Below are 17,952 nucleotides of genomic sequence, written 5' to 3'. Positions count from 1 at the left end.
GTCCTTAGACAGGACGTTTTTTTATTGTAGGAGGAGAAAAAATGTACGATCATCAGGCAATTGAAAAAAAATGGCAAAAGAAATGGTTGGATGAAAAAACATTTAAGTGTGATACATCTGATTTTTCCAAGCCCAAATATTATGTATTGGATATGTTCCCTTATCCAAGTGGCCAAGGTTTGCATGTAGGTCATCCAGAGGGATATACAGCAACAGATATTGTTGCACGTAAAAAAAGAATGGAAGGATATAACGTTCTTCATCCAATGGGATGGGATGCTTTTGGCTTGCCAGCAGAACAATATGCGATTCAGACAGGTCATCACCCTGCTACATTTACGAAGCGAAATATTGATCATTTCCGTGCCCAAATTCAATCTTTAGGTTTTAGTTACGATTGGGATCGTGAAGTCAATACGTCAGATCCATCGTATTATAAATGGACCCAATGGATTTTTTTACAGTTGTATAAAAAAGGTTTAGCGTATGTTGATGAAATTCCTGTTAACTGGTGTCCAGAATTAAAGGCTGTCTTAGCCAATGAAGAAGTCATAGATGGCAAGAGTGAACGTGGAGGATATCCGGTGATTCGTAAGCCCATGCGCCAATGGGTATTAAAGATCACAGCCTATGCCGAACGTTTATTGGATGATTTGAAATTATTGGATTGGCCACAATCCACCATTGAAATGCAGAAAAACTGGATTGGTAAATCACAAGGTGCCAATGTTATTTTCAAGATTGATGGGTACGACAAAGAATTTACGGTCTTTACCACTCGTTGTGACACATTGTTTGGAGCGACTTATTGTGTCATGTCACCCGAACATCCATTTGTGGATGAAATCACGACACCTGAACAAAAAGCCGATGTTGACGCTTATAAAAAGATCTGTGCCACAAAATCGGATCTAGAACGTACCGATCTGAATAAAGATAAGACCGGGGTATTTACAGGGGCATATGCCATCAATCCTGTCAACGGAAAGAAGATCCCAATCTGGATTTCTGATTATGTATTAGCAAGTTATGGAACCGGTGCTATCATGGCGGTTCCAGCACATGATACACGTGACTATGAATTCGCAAAGAAATTCAATTTACCAATCATCCAAGTGTTAGCTGGTGGAGATATTTCGAAAGAAGCCTATACCGAAGATGGTGTTCACATCAATTCGGAATGGTTGGATGGATTAAATAAAGAAGATGCCATCAAGAAAATGTTGGCATGGTTGGAAGAAAACCATTGTGGGCAAGCTAAAACAACATATAAGCTAAGAGACTGGTTGTTCTCAAGACAACGTTATTGGGGGGAACCTATTCCTATCATCAATATGGAAGATGGTACACAACGTGCCGTTGAATTGGATGAATTGCCACTGGAATTACCAGCCACGAACAATTATCAACCAAGTGATAATGGCGAAAGTCCACTGGCTCATTTGACGGACTGGGTCAATGTCGAAATTGATGGTGTCAAAGGAAAACGAGAAACCAACACGATGCCACAATGGGCAGGTTCTTGTTGGTATTATTTGCGTTATATCGATCCGCATAATGATAAAGCCTTAGCTGATCCAAAATTGTTGGCTCACTGGCTGCCTGTCGATTTATATGTAGGTGGTGCCGAACATGCCGTTCTGCATTTATTGTATTCTCGATTCTGGCATAAGGTTTTGTATGATTGTGGCGTTGTGCCAACACCAGAACCTTTCCAAAAATTATTCCATCAAGGCATGATCTTAGGATCGAATGGTGAAAAAATGAGTAAATCACGTGGCAATGTGGTCAATCCAGATGATATCGTCAAATCACATGGTGCCGATGCTTTACGTGTTTATGAAATGTTCATGGGACCATTGGAATCGGCTTTACCTTGGTCAACTACGGGTCTAGATGGTACGCGGAAATGGTTGGAACGTGTCAATCGTTACTTTACCGAAGTCGCAAAGATCACCGATACAAACGATGGTACCCTAGATAAAAGCTATAATGCGACCGTAAAGAAAGTCAGTCATGATATCGATGCGTTGCGTTTTAATACCGCTATTTCTCAGATGATGGTCTTTATCAACGATGCCTATAAAGCTAAATCCATTCCACGTGACTATGCGGAAGGTTTTGTGAAGATGTTTAGTTGTTTTGCGCCACATTTAGGTGAAGAACTATGGGCAACCGTATTCGGTCATACCGATACCATCGCTTATGAACCATGGCCAACCTATGATGAGTCGAAATTAGTCGAAGAATCCGTAATGGTTATTGCGCAAGTCAATGGTAAAGTACGTGGTAAATTTGAAATGCCAGTGGGCAGCGATGACCAATCTTTACAAGAAGGTGCTTTAGCTTTACAGAATGTACAACGACAACTTGAAGGCAAAGAAATCAAAAAGATCATTGTGGTAAAGGGAAAAGTTGTCAACATTGTTGCCAAGTAGGTGGAGAATATGAAAAGAAAAAAAATTATTGGTTTCATTCTGGCACTGGTTGTTGTGGCGGCCATCTTCTTTGGAATTTATCAAGCCAATCAACCAACGACGATGGTTGGTTCCAAAGAATATACCGTAACGGTAGTCGATGATCAAGGCAAGAAAAAAACATATGAAGCATCCACGGATAAAAAATATCTAGGTGCGGCATTAAAGGAATTGGATAAAAATTCCGATGAATTTTCCATCAAAGGAACCAAGAGTGAGTATGGAACCTATATCACAACGGTCAATGGATTAAAAGCAGATTACAATAAAGACAAAGCATATTGGTCCATTTATGTAAATGGAAAATATGGTCAAAATGGCGTGGATTCCCAGACCGTAAAGAACAACGATAAATTCCGTCTCGTTTATGAACAAGGCAAATAATTGGAACACACATACGCTTGTATTGATGGCACTCTTAACTGCTATTTTAGAAACCTCTAAAATGGCGATGGCTGCCATTCCCAATGTAGAGCCTGTAACCTTATTATTGATTGTTTATACACTTTATTTTGGCTGGAAGACATTATGGATCGTGGCTGTCTATATTCTTCTAGAAACGATGATTTGGGGCTTTAATGTATGGGTCTTTATGTATCTATACATTTGGCCCTTTCTCGTTTTTTTGGTGATGAAAGTTAAGCGTTGGGATTCAACGATTACTTTCAGCATTCTTGCTGCTGCCTTCGGTTTATTCTTTGGTGCGCTGTGTGCCATCGTTTATTTATTCATTGGTGGCCCCAATCTCATGATTTCCTGGTGGATCAGTGGGATTCCCTTTGATATCCTTCATGGCATCAGTAATTTTTGGATGGTCTTTTTATTATATCGACCCGTCTGTAAAGTGATGGATCATTTTCTAACAAAACAATAAAAAAGCAGAAACAAGCTCAAAAACCTATTTCTGCTTTTTTTGATGAAATATTACGCAAACAGAGAATTCGCATAACGGACACTTTCCATGGCATCTTTACCATAATGATCCGCCCCAATGGCATCGGCATACTCTTGTGTCATGACTGCACCTCCCACCATGATTTTGGTGTCCGGCTTCTTTTCATGAAGCAATTGAATCGTTTCTTCCATGCTGACAACCGTCGTGGTCATTAAAGCGCTCAACCCAACCAAAGAAACATTTTCTTTGATGGCGGTATCAACAATGACTTCCGGATCCACGTCTTTGCCTAGATCGATCACTTGATATCCATAATTTTCCAACATGACTTTCACAATATTTTTACCAATATCATGAATATCACCTTTGACAGTGGCTAAAATGATTTTTACTTTCTTTTGTTGTGGAGTATCTGCCATCGATTGCTTGATGACTTCAAAAGCAGCTTTGGCTGCATCCGCACTCATCAATAACTGAGGTAAAAAAATAGTCTTTTTTTCAAATCCTTGCCCCACAATATCTAAAGCTGGAATCAATTCTTGATTGATGATATCCATTCCATTTTTTGTTTGGATCTCTTTTTCACATAAAATTTTCGCTTGTTCCACCAAACCATGCTGTACCGCACTCGATAACGTTTCTTCACCCTTTGTTGTTTGTTTGGCTGTATGGATCGTTTCCATTTTTTCATCAGGCACATTTGCATACGTGGAAATATAATCCATACATTGTGGATCCATATTTAATAAGGCACAAGATGCTCGATAGGCACGCATCATGCTTTCATTACCCGGATTGATGATGGCACAAGAAAGGCCGCTATGAATGGCCATGGTCAAGAAATGGGAATTGATGATTTCACGATGTGGCAAACCAAATGAAATATTGGATACACCTAAAATACTATGACAATGCAGTTCTTCTGTGATTTGACGAATCGTGTCCAATGTGATCTTGGCACTGGCTGTATTGGAAGAAATTGTCATGGCTAAGGCATCCAATACAATATCTTTTTTTTCGATTCCATATGTCGCGGCTGTATCTACAATTTTTTTTGCGACGACATATCGCCCCTGTGCTGTTTCGGGTATGCCTTCTTCATCAAGACACAATCCCACGATCACACCGCCATATTTTTTTACCAAAGGAAAGATCACATCCATGTTTTCTTGTTTTCCATTGACAGAATTGATCATCGGTTTGCCATTATATAAACGTAAAGCTCTTTCTAAAGCTACCGGATCCGAGGTATCGATCTGTAAAGGAAGGGAAGTGATATTTTGTAAATTCGTCATGACTTCGCACATCATACTTGGCTCGTCGATATCGGGAAGTCCTACATTGACATCCAATACCATGGCACCATCTTCTTCTTGTTTCAAGCCAACACCTAAAATATAGTTGATATCATGTTCGCGTAAAGCTTGCTTAAATCGTTTTTTTCCGGTTGGATTGATACGTTCACCAATAATGACTGGTTTTGATCCAATTTCCACGACTTGTGAACCCGATGAAATCACACTACGAGATTTCTTTGATTGGACTTGGAATGGTTTCTCTTTGACCAAACGAATCATGCGTTCGATATATTCTGGCGTTGTGCCACAACAACCACCCATGACTTGTACACCCATATCCGCAATTTCCGCCATCGTAGAAGCAAACATTTCTGCTTGCAGATCATAAACTGTACGACCATGGATCTGTGAAGGTAAACCAGCATTGGGATTGACGATGATAGGAAGGCTTGATGTATCAATCAAACGTTGAATGACACCTTTCATTTGAATCGGACCTACACCGCAATTGATTCCTAATGCATCAACACCCAATCCTTCGAGCATGGCAACCATAGATTCAACGGTTGCTCCGGTCATCAAAGTTCCACTTTCATCATATGTGTTCGTGATACAAACGGGCAAATCACAATTTTCTTTAGCAGCAAGTACAGCTGCTTTGGATTCATAACTGTCATTCATTGTTTCAATCAAGATTAGATCCGCGCCTGCTTGTGCTCCCGCTTGGATCACTTCACCGAAGATCGAAACCGCTTCTTCAAAAGGAAGGTCGCCCATGGGCGCTAATAATTTACCAGTAGGACCAATGTCTAAAGCAACAAAGGCCTGGGGATTGATCCTATCACGAGCTTGTTTGGCAATTTCTACTGCTTTTTTTGCAATCTTTGGTGTATCATCGCCAAATTTGATTCGATTTAATCCAAATGTATTTGTGTTGATGATCGTAGAACCAGCCTTTAAATAGGCTTCCATATAAGATCGTACTTGATCGGGATGGGTCAAATTCCATGTTTCTGGCAGTTCGCCACTCGCTAATCCCATGGCTTGTAACATCGTGCCTGTAGCTCCATCACAAAAGAGCCATTCTTTTCCTAAACAGTCCATAAATGATTTCATTGTTTGTTCCTCCTGAATGTACAATTGGTTTTATTGCATGCTTCACAGCCGGCTAAGATACAAGGTTCTTCTTTTGTTGAACAACCAATCAGTGCAGTAACGGATTTGGATGGCATCATCAACAAAGTATTAGAAAGAGTGATACCCGTTGTATGTGGTAAATCTAACAATTGACTAAATTGGGTTTGAAAAGACAAATCAAAATCGCCATATCCAGGTGAAAAACGAGGGCGACAATAATAGCCTTCATGTCGCATGGTTTCTTTGATTTCCTCGTTGATGGCATCGGCCCAAGCTTCTACATAAGCAGCGCCAATGGCTTGATAGATGGCGGCTTCTACCAAATTGGTGATTTCGGCACGACGAATCAATTGATCTATGGCCGGACCAATGGTCACACCCATTAGACAAACTTTGTCACATCCAGAAAGATTACGATATAAACTTTTTGAATGAATGTGCATGCTTTCTATGATCAATGTGTCATCCTGGAATACAAGGGGAAAGATACCGACACTTTTTCTTGGCGTAGATCGTTGAATGACCTTTTCTTTACAACGTTCAATGAGAGCTTCGATATGTTGATCAGGTTGTATGTTTTGATAGCCAAGATAGCGTAAAATTTCACTATTTTTTAATGCGATCATAATCAATAATAGACGACAAGTTCTGGATGATTCCCGCTGCAATATCCGGACGATTCATAGAATAGACATGGATATGGTTGATACCATTTGAAATTAGATCGATAATTTGTTCAGATGCATAAATGATTCCTGCTTGTTGCATCGTTTCTTCGCTATCACCAAAACGATCGACCATGCGACGGAACTTATGCGGGATGGTTGCTCCACTCAAAGCAACACTGCGTGCAACTTGACGTTTTTTTGTGATAGGCATGATACCAGCCAAGACCGGAACCGTAATACCGGCTTCACGAATTTTGAACATAAAATTATAGAATGTATCATTATCAAAAAACATCTGGGTCGTTAAAAAATCCAAACCGGCATCTACCTTTTCTTTTAAATGTTGGATATCTTCCGATTGTCGTTCACATTCCACATGACCTTCTGGATAACAGGCTCCACCAATACAAAGATTGGGATTGATTGCTTTGATATCATGGATCAAATCAATCGCATGAGAATAATCAGGACTGAGTTTGCCATCTTTAGGAAGGTCTCCACGCAAAGCCATGATACTATCGATGCCAAGATCTTCATATGTATGGATCACCGATTCTACTTGTTCTTTTGTAGAAGAAACACAAGTCAGATGGGCAAGGACCGGGGTAGCGGTTTTGTTTTGGATATCAGCCGCTAAATGAGCGGTATTTTTGTTGTTGGTGCCTCCAGCTCCATAGGTGACAGACATGAAATTGGGATGGAGATCCGCAATTTGACGCGCTGCTTTTTCCACTTCACTAAAGTTTGTTTCTTTTTTCGGAGGGAATACTTCAAAAGAAATGGTCACTTTATTTTTATTTAAAATATCAATGATAGACATATATTTCCTTCTTTCTATCTCCTAATTATACGATGAAATGAGGCAGAAACAGAATATTAATTCTTTTTATAAGATCTATTGATAAAATCTATATACAAATAGAAAACTATTTGCCTTTCAGAGAATGAATATGGTATGATGCAACCAAGGCAAAGAACAAGACAAGGCATAGGGTCGATGGTCAAGAGAGCAGTTGGTGGGTGAAAAACTGTCTATCGTTTATGGAATACAGCTTGGGAGCTGCTTGTAGATCCTGCATTAAAGGATGAACTGGCAACAGTCACTGAGGTCTAAAGAGCGATCTTTAGATAAATTAGGGTGGTAACACGAACATTTCGTCCCTTCGATGATTTGTTCTTTTTTTATGAGAAGGAGAAAGACATGGAACTTTTTGAAGAATTAGAATGGCGTGGATTGATTGATAATGTCACCAGTCCAGAAGTGAAAGATGTGATCAATAAGGAAAAGGTAACATTCTATATTGGTACCGATCCAACCGCAGATAGTTTACATATTGGTCACTATTCGAGCTTATTGATGGCTAAACGTTTGCAGCAACATGGTCATCATCCGATCATGTTGGTTGGTGGGGCTACCGGTTTTATTGGGGATCCTAAAGCGACTGGCGAGCGTCAAATGCTGACACCAGAAGTTTTGAAACATAATTTTGATGCCCTTCATGATCAGATTCAAAAATTATTTGGTTTTGACATGGTCAACAACTTGGATTGGACCAAAGATATCACGATCATTGATTTCTTGCGTGATTATGGCAAATTATTCAACATTACCTATATGTTGAATAAAGAAACGGTCAAGAAACGTTTGGAATCGGGTATTTCTTATACGGAATTCTCGTATATGATCTTGCAGTCATTAGACTTCTATACATTATACAAAACGAAGAATTGTACCTTACAGATTGGTGGACAAGATCAATGGGGCAATATTACATCCGGTTTGGAATTGATTCGTAAAAAATGCGGAGCCGATGCCAAAGCGTATGGTTTGACAATGCCTTTGATCACCAAAGCCGATGGAACGAAGTTTGGTAAGAGTGAAACGGGAACGGTTTGGTTGGATCCAGAAAAAACCAGTCCATATGATTTATACCAATTCTTGTTTAATACGGAAGATGCCAAGGTTATTGAATATTTAAAGAAATTGACCTTCCTTACCAAAGAAGAAATTGATGCCTTAGAAGTATCCTTAAAAGAAGCACCTCATAAACGAGAAGCACAAAAAGCCTTAGCCAGTGAAGTTGTCCGTGATCTGCATGGTCAAGAAGCTTTGGATTCGGCATTAAAGATTACCAATGCTTTATTCCGAGGAAAATTGGCGGATTTGGATACATCCGAACGTCATGATGCAGTCAAGAATATGGAAAAAACATCTTGTCCAGATAACCAAATCTTAGAAGATGTTTTGGTCAATACACATATTGCTTCTTCCAAACGAGAAGCACGTGAATGGATCAAAGGAAATTCCATCAGTGTCAATGGTGTCAAAGTACAAGATGTGCATGCCATCATTTCTTCGAAAGATGCCTATGTGGATGGTTGTGTGATCATTCGCCGAGGAAAGAAACGTTACTATTGCTTGGAACTACAATAATATTTACCTTGATAAGTATCCAAACGGGCCATTCGTTTATCAATTTCATTGAGAACGATGGTCTTTTTTATTGTCCAAGTGGGCAGGATCAATTCATCGGCTAAGCCATCACCTGTTAATCGTTCAATGATCATATCGGGTGGTAAGACTTCCAATTGCGATACTACAATATCTACATAGTCTTCTAAAGAAAGAATCGGAAAGGGATGGATTTCATATTCTTTGGCTAATTGGGTTCCTTTTAATAGATGTAACATATGGATCTTGATCGCATCGGGATGATGAGCAGCAACGGCTGTGGCACTGTCAATCATATCTTCTTTGGATTCACCAGGTAACGAATTCATTAAATGGACACATGTTTTGATGGGTGTATGCCGAATTTTTGCTAGTTGATCCCAGACAATTTGTGTACCATGACAACGATTGAGATGTTTCATAGTTTTTTCATGAATGGTTTGTAAGCCCAATTCGATCCAGACTTCTTTTTTTGAAGCTTGTTTAGCGAGATAATCCAGTACATCGGGTTCCAAACAGTCGGCTCGTGTGGCGACGGCTACACCTGTCACCGTCGGATCATTAAAAAATGGATCATAGATGGATCGTAAAACATCCAATGGTGCATACGTATTGGAAAAGGATTGGAAATAGGCAAAACCTAAACAATGGGGCCATTTTTGTCGCATGCGCTCTAGACCCGTTTGGTATTGAATCGAAAGAGTATCTTGAAAATGAAGAATACTGTCTCCAGAACCCAAAGCCGAACAAAACGTACAACCACCCATTCCTTTTGTACCATCTCGATTGGGACAGGTAAATCCTGCATTTAAGGGAACTTTGGCTACTTTATGTCGATAGGCATGTTTAAAGTAATAATTCATCGTTTGGTAACGCTTATTGTCATCGGAATAGGGATACGGATTGTTCATGATGTCCTCCTTTTATTGCTCTTTATATGGATGATTGGATCCAATAACAGATAAGACCATAAGTTTTTAGCTATTCCACTATAGCAACTATGATGGAATGAATCTAGTACGAAATAAAAAGATGAAAGATGCAAGGGTTTAACGTTGGATTAAGCTTGGGAAGCTAGAATGTGGTCATACCCAATGAAATATGGTATACTTTTTGTAGAAACAATAGCAACTTTGGGAGGTGTTATTATGAAAGTTAATATTGTAGGAAAAAACGTGAAGGTTACACCGGCTATTGCCGAAAAGGTCAACAAAAAGCTGGATCACTTGACGAAGTATTTCTTGATCGACGATAACGTCACTGCCAAAGTGTTGATTCGGACCTATCCGGTTGGCCAGAAAATCGAGGTCACGATTCCAACAAAATATGCAATATTACGTGCTGAAGTTGTAGATGATGATTTGTATGCTGCCATTGATTTAGCCATTGACAAACTAGAAGATCAGATTCGTCGTCAAAAAACACGTCTGCAAAGAAAGAATCGATTATCTTTAGCAGAGGCATTCCTTGATGAAGAAGAATCTGGACAAGACGATATCGATGAAGTCGTCAAGACAAAATCCATTGAACCGCAAGAAATGAGCTTAGATGAAGCCATTATGAAAATGGAATTATTAGGACATGATTTCTTCATTTATACCGATGATGAAACAGAAAAAATTGCGGTTGTCTATAAACGTAAAGATGGCGATTATGGATTGATTGAAACGGAGTAGAGGAATTTTTCCTCTACTTCTTTTTTTGAAACTTTCTAAGAATCCGGGTCATAGATGCTGCTATCCTGAACTTGCATCAGTTGATCGATCAAACGGGAATGATAAATTAGATCTAATACTTTAACATTACTGCTGTTTTTATGGATGATTTCTTCAATCGTGGATAAACGATATAACAAAGTATTTCTATGAATTCCCAATTCTTGTGCGGCTTTTGATACCTTGGATCCAGTTAAAAAATAGGTAATACAAGTTTGTAGGAGTTGTGTGTGATTGACCGTATCATATGTTTTTAATAAATGATATTCGTTACATATCAAAGAAGGCCATTCTTTTGATGGATAATGTGCGATCATATCATAATATTCATATTGATAAAATGGATACAGGATTTCATTTTTATGGATCAATACACCAAGTTCTCGAGCACGTAGGGCTTGATGAAAATATACTTTGAGCTCGGATAAATCATAAAAGGTTCGACTGATTCCGATTTTTACTGGAAAGTCGATCAGAAGTTGTTGAATTTGTTTGATGTACGTGTTTTTTATATTTTCATCATTAAAATTAAGCACGGTCAAAATCTGATCTGCATAGATAAAAGAAGTGACATCTTGTGCAATCTTATTGATTTCATTGCTTAAATAAATATAGTGGCTTTTATCCGTTGGACAAATGATGGATAACACTTGAAAATAACTTTTAAAATCCCATTGAAATTGAAGAATCTCATTTTCAATCTCTAATTTATTGTTTTCGTTGATATGCAATAAGTTCAAATAAAAGTATTCTCTACGTGAATTGTAAATGGAATCGTTCGTTGTTTTGCCATCAAGCAGAGGGCTCAAGACCTTGCATACCAAATTTGATTTTTGTATATCGATGTCTTCCAGTTTATGATTGATCTCAAAAATAATAATATAGCCATATACAACATCATTTTTAGCTATCCGACCTAAGATCCGTGGAATATTCTTTCCTAGATTTGTTTTATATAAAAAGGATTTGTTTTGAGAAAACAATCGTTTGGATGCAGAATCTTCTCGAAAGGAAAGAATGGATTCTTTTGAACAGCAATGATACTTTTTCGCATAATTCCAGACATCGTCATTAAAATCGGTATCGGTGCTCATGGCAATCACTTTAAAATAGGTATTTGTGATCATGATGGGATTATCAAATATCTTTTTTTGAATATTTTCAATCAAAGAAGAAAAACTTAAATCGGCAGTCACCATATCAAATAAGGCAATCTTTTCTTTTTCGAGCATAGAATTTTATTCCTTTCGTTTGTGCAAATTGCACAAATATTATAGAACAATTCGTTTGTTTTGACATGTGAAAAAAATAACAAGAATATTAAAATAGGTATAGTTCAATCAACAGGAGGTATAAAAATGAATTTTGACAAATTATTTGAACCCGGTCAAATTGGTTCTTTACAGTTAAAAAACCGTTTTGTGATGGGAGCCATGGGTGTTGGTTTTGCTGAATTGGGTGGTACCCCGACTGCACGAACAAAAGCCTATTATGAAGCACGTGCCAAAGGGGGATATGGTTTGATCATCACTGAGGTCACACGTGTACAGGATAGTGAATTTTGTACACCATTTGAGCCTTCGTTAGGTGATGATAAGCATATTGCAGCTTGGAAGGAAGTCACCGATGCGATCCATCAGCAGGGAGCTTGTGTATTTCCACAATTGCATCAACCAGGAAGACAATATACAAAAACCATATTAGGACATGAAGTATCTGCCCCTTCTCCATTAGCTTGTCCAATCTTTGATGAAGTGCCCCATGAACTCACGACAGAAGAAGTTTGGGATAATATCCATATGTTTGGTGATGCTGCTTTGCGAGCAAAAAAAGCAGGCTTTGATGGTGTGGAAGTTCATGCTGGCCATGGCTATTTAGTCCAGCAATTTTTATCTCAATTTACCAATCGACGATTTGATGAATTTGGTGGTAGTTTAGAAAACCGTGCTCGTTTTGCGTGTGAAATCTGCAAGGATGTCAAACGCAAATGTGGAGACGACTATCCTGTCATCATAAAATTGTCGGGTGAAGAAAAAGTACCTGGAGGAATGACGATTTCCGATACCAAGATTTTTGCGAAATATTTCGAGGAAGCTGGATATGATGCCATCGAAGTGACAATTTGTACCTATGCATCTTTAGATTGGATGTCCGCACCAGAAGATGAACCGATGGGATTTAATGCAAACAATGCCAAAGCCATTCGTGAAAGTGTACATATTCCGGTGATTGCGATTGATCGTATCAATACCCCAGAAATTGCCGAAGATATCTTGGAAACAGGCAAAGCCGATTTTGTATCCATCTCCAGACAATCTTTAGCTGACCCTGAATTTCCGAATAAAACGAAGGAGGGAAGAATATCTGAAATTTCTCCTTGTATCAACTGTTTACAATCTTGTATGGGATATATGACGGATCCCAATCATTTACAAGCTTGTTGTTTGGTCAATCCACGTGTAGGACATGAAGCAGAATATACATTTGATCCAGTGGATCATCCGAAAAATGTGGTTGTGGTTGGTTCTGGTCCAGCTGGCTTGTATACAGCCTATGTTGCCAGCAAAAAAGGACATCAAGTGAAGGTCATTGAAGCACAAGAAAAATTGGGTGGTCAATTCCGCATTGCCGCATTGCCACCAGCTAAATCTTTATTGGCCAATCCATTGCGTTTCTGGATCCAAGAAGGAAAGAAACAAGGCGTTGAATATATGACCAATACCACAGCTACAAAAGAATTGATTGCCGATTTACATCCTGATGCGGTTGTGTTAGCGACAGGTGCAAAACAGTCAAAACCACCAATTGAAGGCATTGATGGTGAACATGTCTTTATGGCCAATGATGTCATTGAGGGTAAAGTTCGTGTCGGTCACAATGTATTGATCGTCGGTGGTGGTTTGGTTGGATTGGAATGTGCCGATTTCTTAAGAGAGCGGGCCGGTCGTCATAGTACCATCATCGATCAGATTCCTACCATCAATTATGGTGTATTAGGTGTGGGCACACACTTAAAAGCACGTCTTGATTCCAATGATACCGCCTATATTTTAGGAGCTACCATTAAAAAGTTCACAAAGGATGGCCTTGTCTATGAACAGGATCATAAAGAAAAAGAAGCGACTGGCTTTGATAGTATCATCATTGCGATGGGATCCAAATCCTATAATCCACTGGAAGCCGAGATAAAAGATCTATGTCCAGAAGTTTATGTGATTGGTGATGCTTCACAAGCTGGACAAGCCAACAAGGCAACCGAAGAAGCGGCAGCTGTAGCATTCCACCTATGATTTTTTAAGTATATTTTATTTATTTCTAGTGTAAGTGTTTACATTTTTTAAAAAATAATGTATTATGTGAATGGATAAAGTTTGAGATCAGGCTCAATCTCAAATGCTCACATGCGACGCATCCTTCCTTAACGTATGTGGGATATTTATTCATATCGATTCCTTTCGGTATTGTAAAAGACGTCTTTGGACGTCTTTTACTTTGCATGAAAGGTTTGAGTTGACAAATAAAACGTATTTTATACAATGGAAAAGGTTAAGGAGAAAAGAATATGATTAGTTCAAATGATTTGAAACCCGGACAAACAATTGCGGTAGATAATGACATTTATGTTGTATTAGATACATCTCAAAACAAAACAGCTCGTAGTGCAATGGTCGTTAAGGCAAAGGTACGTAATTTACGTACTGGCAGCAATGTTGAATTATCTTGGGGTGGTGGCGAAAAGGTACAACCAGCCGAAATCGAAAAGCGCGAGATGCAATATTTATATGATACAGAAGATTCTTTGGTCTTCATGGACAATGAAACCTATGATCAAATTGAAATTCCAAAGGATCGTTTAACTTGGGAGCGTCAATTCATGAAACCAGAAGATATCGTCAATATCACAAGTTATGAAGGGGAGATCTTAGGGGTTCAATTACCAGATAAAGTAACCTTACAAGTTGTGGAAGCTGAACCTGCTGTCAAAGGTGATACAGCTACATCTGCATTGAAAAATGCGGTTTTGGAAACAGGCTTACAAGTAAAAGTGCCTTTGTTTATCAATCAAGATGAAATGATCGTCATCAATACATCAGATGGTAAGTATTCGGGTCGTGCAAAATAATTGAGGTCATGCATGACCTCTTTTTTTTTGATGTAAATAATGATAAGATAGCACCACGGGGGATATAGAATGCAAATTTTTAGTAATGTTCTTACCAATGTTTTGGCAAGTTTATACCAAGAATTTTTCAGTGCATTGGTATTTGCTTTTTTATTTATGTTTTTATATATGTTTGCTCAACAAAACGGGGGATTCAAACGAGCAATTAAGATTTTCTTAACCAATTTTCAAAAACATAAAAGTTATCGGTATGTTTTCTATTTTGCTTTTTATTGTGCTATGATCTTATTCCGTACCTTATTATGTCGACAATTATGGGTCGATCCATTGAATAATGTATTGGGTATTTGGAGCTTGTATGATAGTGAAGGTCATATCCAAACAGAAGGTATTGAAAACTTTATTTTGTTTATTCCATTTACGATTTTATATTTTTGGATGATCTCCCAAATGAAAGAATATAAGGCTCGTTGGATCTTAGTTCATTCCATCACATATTCTTTTTTGTTTTCTATATGTATTGAATTTTTACAGCTATTATTGAAATTGGGCTCATTTCAGTTATCTGATATCTTCTATAACACTTTAGGTGGTTTCGTTGGTGGAATTATTTATGTATGTGCACATAAAAAAAGTGATCATGAAAATAAAGAAGGGAAAGAAGAAGTATGAAAGTTCGCGTTGTAACCGAAAGTGGCGGCTGTTTGACACAGGAACAAGGAAAACAATATGATATTGATATTTTGCCTATGCAAATATACATAGGGGACAAAACCTATGATGATGGTATCGATATCACGACAGAAGGCTTATTTGATATCATGGATACGGGAGCGTATGCGATGACAAGTCAGCCAAAACCAGCTCGTGCCCGCGCTTTATTTGAACAATATGTCAAAGATGGTGTCACGGATGTTGTTGCTGTTCATATGTCACCAGGACTATCTGGGACTCGTGCTTTGGTTGAATCCACAGGACGTGAATATGGTATAAAAGTACATACGATGGATACCTATACAACATTAGCGGTTGAGGGATATTGGGCGAAAGCTGCCAGAGAGCTTGTTGAAAAAGGGGTAGATCCTGATGAGATCGTGCGTCGTTTAAATGTTTCCATCGAAAAATCCAAAGGATATTTAGAACCCTATGATCTGAATCATTTAGCTAAGGGTGGTCGATTGACACCGTTTGCAGCGAAATTTGCGGGTATGCTGCAAATCAAACCGATTTGTGAAGTTTCGTATCGCACCCAAGGAAAAGTAGGAATGCGAGCGAAAGTTCGAACGATGACAAAATCGGTCAAGACAGCTGTTAAGTTTTGTTGCGAAGATGTGGATGATCCGGATAAGTATGTTTTCTTTTTGATGGATTCACGCAATCCTGAAGGAAAAGAAGTGGCTCGACAAGAGTTGAAAAAGTATTTTCCAACGGCCGTTTGGCAAGAAGATGTTTTATCACCAGTCATCAATGCACATGCGGGAATGAAATCGGTTGCGATGCAATATGCACCAATCGTGGAAGGAACGACTGTTCGCTAGAAGCCTTGAAAAAAGGCTTTTTTCCTTTATATATAGTTATTTTTTTCGTATAATTAATAGGATGAAATCGGGAGGTCATTATGGCTAAATATTCAAGAATGAAACGTTATCAAGGATTGCGGGAATCGTTAGATCGTGAAACGACACAAACGCAACAACCTTCGACAAATAAAAATTTAGAACGATTGAGTCGTGTTGCTTCGGTCAATCAAACCTTATCGCATGCAGATCAACCACAAAGAAAAAGAGAAGAAAATTTGCATACGGTCACACAAGAATTACCAACCAGTCCAGTGATGGATCATTTGTTTGATGAGGTCAAACAATACAATATTGAAAATGGCAATACGGTATCGGATGATACCCAAATCAATATCTTAAAACAATTGGATGGTACGCAAGCCATGCATCGCAATGAGCATTTTATGCCCATGGAGCAACAAGAAGAAGAGCTGGGATCGACCATGGAACTACCTATTTCAAAGATTCAGGAAAAGGTCGATGAAAAACCAAAACAAAATACAGTTGACTATGAAGATGGTACCGATATTTTACCTATGCGTGATGAGCCATTGCCTGTACATCCTGTGGTAGATACACCAATCGAAGAACCCAAACCAGAAACCGTCAAAGAAACAACCAAAGAAAAGATCGTATTGACACATGATGATTTTGATTTTGATGATGACGATCTAGATAGTTCAGATGCTTATGAAGAGGATGAAGAAACCATTACCCGTCCAGAAGAAGTTTCAGATTCTGTTGCGGTTGAGGAAAAACCGGTAGAAAAGCCAAAACAAAAGCCAAAGAAAGCTAAAAAGAAGAAAAAGGCCAAGAAACAAATGCCGGTTAAGGAGCCAAAACCAAAAGCGAAAAATCGAACCGGTACGATCTTGAATGTAGTATTGATTATTCTTGTTATTTTGTTGGCGATTGCCATTGGAGCAACCTATATGATGATGAAAAATTTAGGTGCTTAACATGGATCAAAAAATAAATATTGCGATTGATGGAACCAGTGGTGTAGGAAAAAGTACAATTGCTGATATTGTTGCTGAAAAACTACATATGATTCATTTGGATACGGGTGCTATGTATCGTTGTGTTGCTTATTACTTGGTTTCACATCAAGTGGATGTCCACGATCCAGATGCTCTCAATCAGGCTTTAGCTGACATTCATATTCGTTTTGATCACAAAAAAGTGTATTTAAATGATATGGATGTTTCGAAGGCGATTCGTACCAATGAAATTTCCATGGCAACTTCGAAAGTGGCTGCTTTAGAACCCGTTCGTAAAAAAATGGTTGCCTTACAACAAGAAATAGCCAAAGAAAAAGGATATATTTTGGATGGTCGTGACATTTGTACCGTGGTATTACCAGATGCCGAAGTGAAAATTTTTATGTCAGCCAGTCCATCTGCTCGTGCAGATCGTCGATATAAAGAATATAGAAGTCAAGGCATTGATGCCAATTATGATGAGATCTTACATGATATTGAACAAAGAGATTATCAAGATAGCCATCGAACCATTGGTCCACTGAAAAAAGCAGACGATGCAACGGAAATTGATACTTCACAGATGAATATTCAACAAGTTGTTGAAGCAATCTTACAATTGATACCAATCGATAAATAGAAAGGAGA

The 17,952-nt window shown here is 38.5% G+C and carries 16 protein-coding genes and 1 other annotated feature (1 of these 17 running past the window's edge); of the genes, 11 read left to right on the top strand and 5 right to left on the bottom strand.

Annotation, left to right across the window (positions count from 1 at the left end; genetic code table 11):
* Positions 1–9 (top strand) — a binding site (T-box leader); it begins 190 nt to the left of the window's first position.
* A gap of 32 nt (positions 10–41) precedes the next feature.
* The 3 genes from leuS to SOS22_RS02080 are packed head-to-tail and all read left to right on the top strand — an operon-like array spanning position 42 to position 3,351.
* The gene (leuS, locus tag SOS22_RS02090) at positions 42–2,438 is read left to right on the top strand and encodes a leucine--tRNA ligase (RefSeq protein ID WP_320596189.1); all 2,397 of its coding nucleotides are present in this window, start codon (positions 42–44) and stop codon (positions 2,436–2,438) included.
* Positions 2,439–2,447: 9 nt separating this feature from the next.
* Positions 2,448–2,861, top strand: coding sequence for a DUF4430 domain-containing protein (locus SOS22_RS02085; RefSeq protein ID WP_320596188.1), 414 nt, complete (start codon positions 2,448–2,450; stop codon positions 2,859–2,861).
* Between the two features lie 25 nt (positions 2,862–2,886).
* Positions 2,887–3,351, top strand: coding sequence for a hypothetical protein (locus SOS22_RS02080; protein ID WP_320596187.1), 465 nt, complete (start codon positions 2,887–2,889; stop codon positions 3,349–3,351).
* Between the two features lie 50 nt (positions 3,352–3,401).
* Here SOS22_RS02080 and SOS22_RS02075 read toward each other — a convergent pair whose 3' ends face one another.
* Genes SOS22_RS02075 through metF form a run of 3 tightly spaced genes read right to left on the bottom strand, consistent with a single transcriptional unit; the run spans position 3,402 to position 7,295 of the window.
* Complete coding sequence (locus SOS22_RS02075) at positions 3,402–5,786, bottom strand: homocysteine S-methyltransferase family protein (protein WP_320596186.1); 2,385 nt, start codon at positions 5,784–5,786, stop codon at positions 3,402–3,404.
* A complete protein-coding gene (locus SOS22_RS02070; protein WP_320596185.1) occupies positions 5,783–6,433 on the bottom strand; it encodes a vitamin B12 dependent-methionine synthase activation domain-containing protein in 651 nt (216 codons plus the stop codon). Before SOS22_RS02070 ends, SOS22_RS02075 begins: the two co-directional genes overlap by 4 nt.
* Positions 6,414–7,295, bottom strand: coding sequence for a methylenetetrahydrofolate reductase [NAD(P)H] (gene metF / locus SOS22_RS02065; protein WP_320596184.1), 882 nt, complete (start codon positions 7,293–7,295; stop codon positions 6,414–6,416). The genes SOS22_RS02070 and metF overlap by 20 nt, the downstream gene beginning before the upstream one ends.
* 381 nt (positions 7,296–7,676) lie before the next feature.
* Between metF and tyrS the strand changes: the two genes are divergently transcribed.
* Positions 7,677–8,909 (top strand): tyrosine--tRNA ligase, encoded by a 1,233-nt coding sequence (gene tyrS, locus SOS22_RS02060; RefSeq protein WP_320596183.1) that lies wholly within the window; start codon positions 7,677–7,679, stop codon positions 8,907–8,909.
* Here the strand turns inward: tyrS and SOS22_RS02055 are convergent.
* Positions 8,888–9,838 carry a TIGR01212 family radical SAM protein gene (locus SOS22_RS02055; protein ID WP_320325092.1) on the bottom strand — a complete coding sequence of 317 codons (951 nt, stop codon included), beginning with the start codon at positions 9,836–9,838 and terminating at the stop codon, positions 8,888–8,890. The two genes, tyrS and SOS22_RS02055, sit on opposite strands and share 22 nt — an antisense overlap.
* Before the next feature lie 237 nt (positions 9,839–10,075).
* Between SOS22_RS02055 and hpf the strand changes: the two genes are divergently transcribed.
* Positions 10,076–10,603 carry a ribosome hibernation-promoting factor, HPF/YfiA family gene (gene hpf / locus SOS22_RS02050; protein WP_320596182.1) on the top strand — a complete coding sequence of 176 codons (528 nt, stop codon included), beginning with the start codon at positions 10,076–10,078 and terminating at the stop codon, positions 10,601–10,603.
* Between the two features lie 35 nt (positions 10,604–10,638).
* Here hpf and SOS22_RS02045 read toward each other — a convergent pair whose 3' ends face one another.
* Positions 10,639–11,874 carry a PucR family transcriptional regulator gene (locus SOS22_RS02045; protein ID WP_320596181.1) on the bottom strand — a complete coding sequence of 412 codons (1,236 nt, stop codon included), beginning with the start codon at positions 11,872–11,874 and terminating at the stop codon, positions 10,639–10,641.
* Positions 11,875–12,000: 126 nt separating this feature from the next.
* Here SOS22_RS02045 and SOS22_RS02040 point away from each other — a divergent pair, with 126 nt between their 5' ends.
* From SOS22_RS02040 to cmk, 6 genes are all read left to right on the top strand, one after another.
* Positions 12,001–13,932 (top strand): FAD-dependent oxidoreductase, encoded by a 1,932-nt coding sequence (locus SOS22_RS02040; protein ID WP_320596180.1) that lies wholly within the window; start codon positions 12,001–12,003, stop codon positions 13,930–13,932.
* A gap of 272 nt (positions 13,933–14,204) precedes the next feature.
* Complete coding sequence (efp, locus tag SOS22_RS02035) at positions 14,205–14,765, top strand: elongation factor P (RefSeq protein WP_320325089.1); 561 nt, start codon at positions 14,205–14,207, stop codon at positions 14,763–14,765.
* Positions 14,766–14,834: 69 nt separating this feature from the next.
* Positions 14,835–15,437 carry a VanZ family protein gene (locus SOS22_RS02030; RefSeq protein ID WP_320325088.1) on the top strand — a complete coding sequence of 201 codons (603 nt, stop codon included), beginning with the start codon at positions 14,835–14,837 and terminating at the stop codon, positions 15,435–15,437.
* Entirely contained in the window at positions 15,434–16,303 is an 870-nt protein-coding gene (locus tag SOS22_RS02025) for a DegV family protein (RefSeq protein ID WP_320325087.1), read from the top strand. The genes SOS22_RS02030 and SOS22_RS02025 overlap by 4 nt, the downstream gene beginning before the upstream one ends.
* An 80-nt stretch (positions 16,304–16,383) precedes the next feature.
* Positions 16,384–17,283: a hypothetical protein gene (locus SOS22_RS02020; RefSeq protein ID WP_320596179.1), complete on the top strand. Its 900-nt coding sequence runs from the start codon at positions 16,384–16,386 to the stop codon at positions 17,281–17,283.
* Between the two features lies 1 nt (position 17,284).
* Positions 17,285–17,944, top strand: a complete 660-nt coding sequence (cmk, locus tag SOS22_RS02015; RefSeq protein WP_320596178.1) for a (d)CMP kinase — start codon at positions 17,285–17,287, stop codon at positions 17,942–17,944.
* Positions 17,945–17,952 lie beyond the last annotated feature (8 nt).

This window comes from Absicoccus sp. (assembly GCF_034090965.1).
GTDB lineage: Bacteria > Bacillota_I > Bacilli_A > Erysipelotrichales > Erysipelotrichaceae > Absicoccus > Absicoccus intestinalis.
This window is presented reverse-complemented; position numbering and strand designations above follow the sequence as displayed.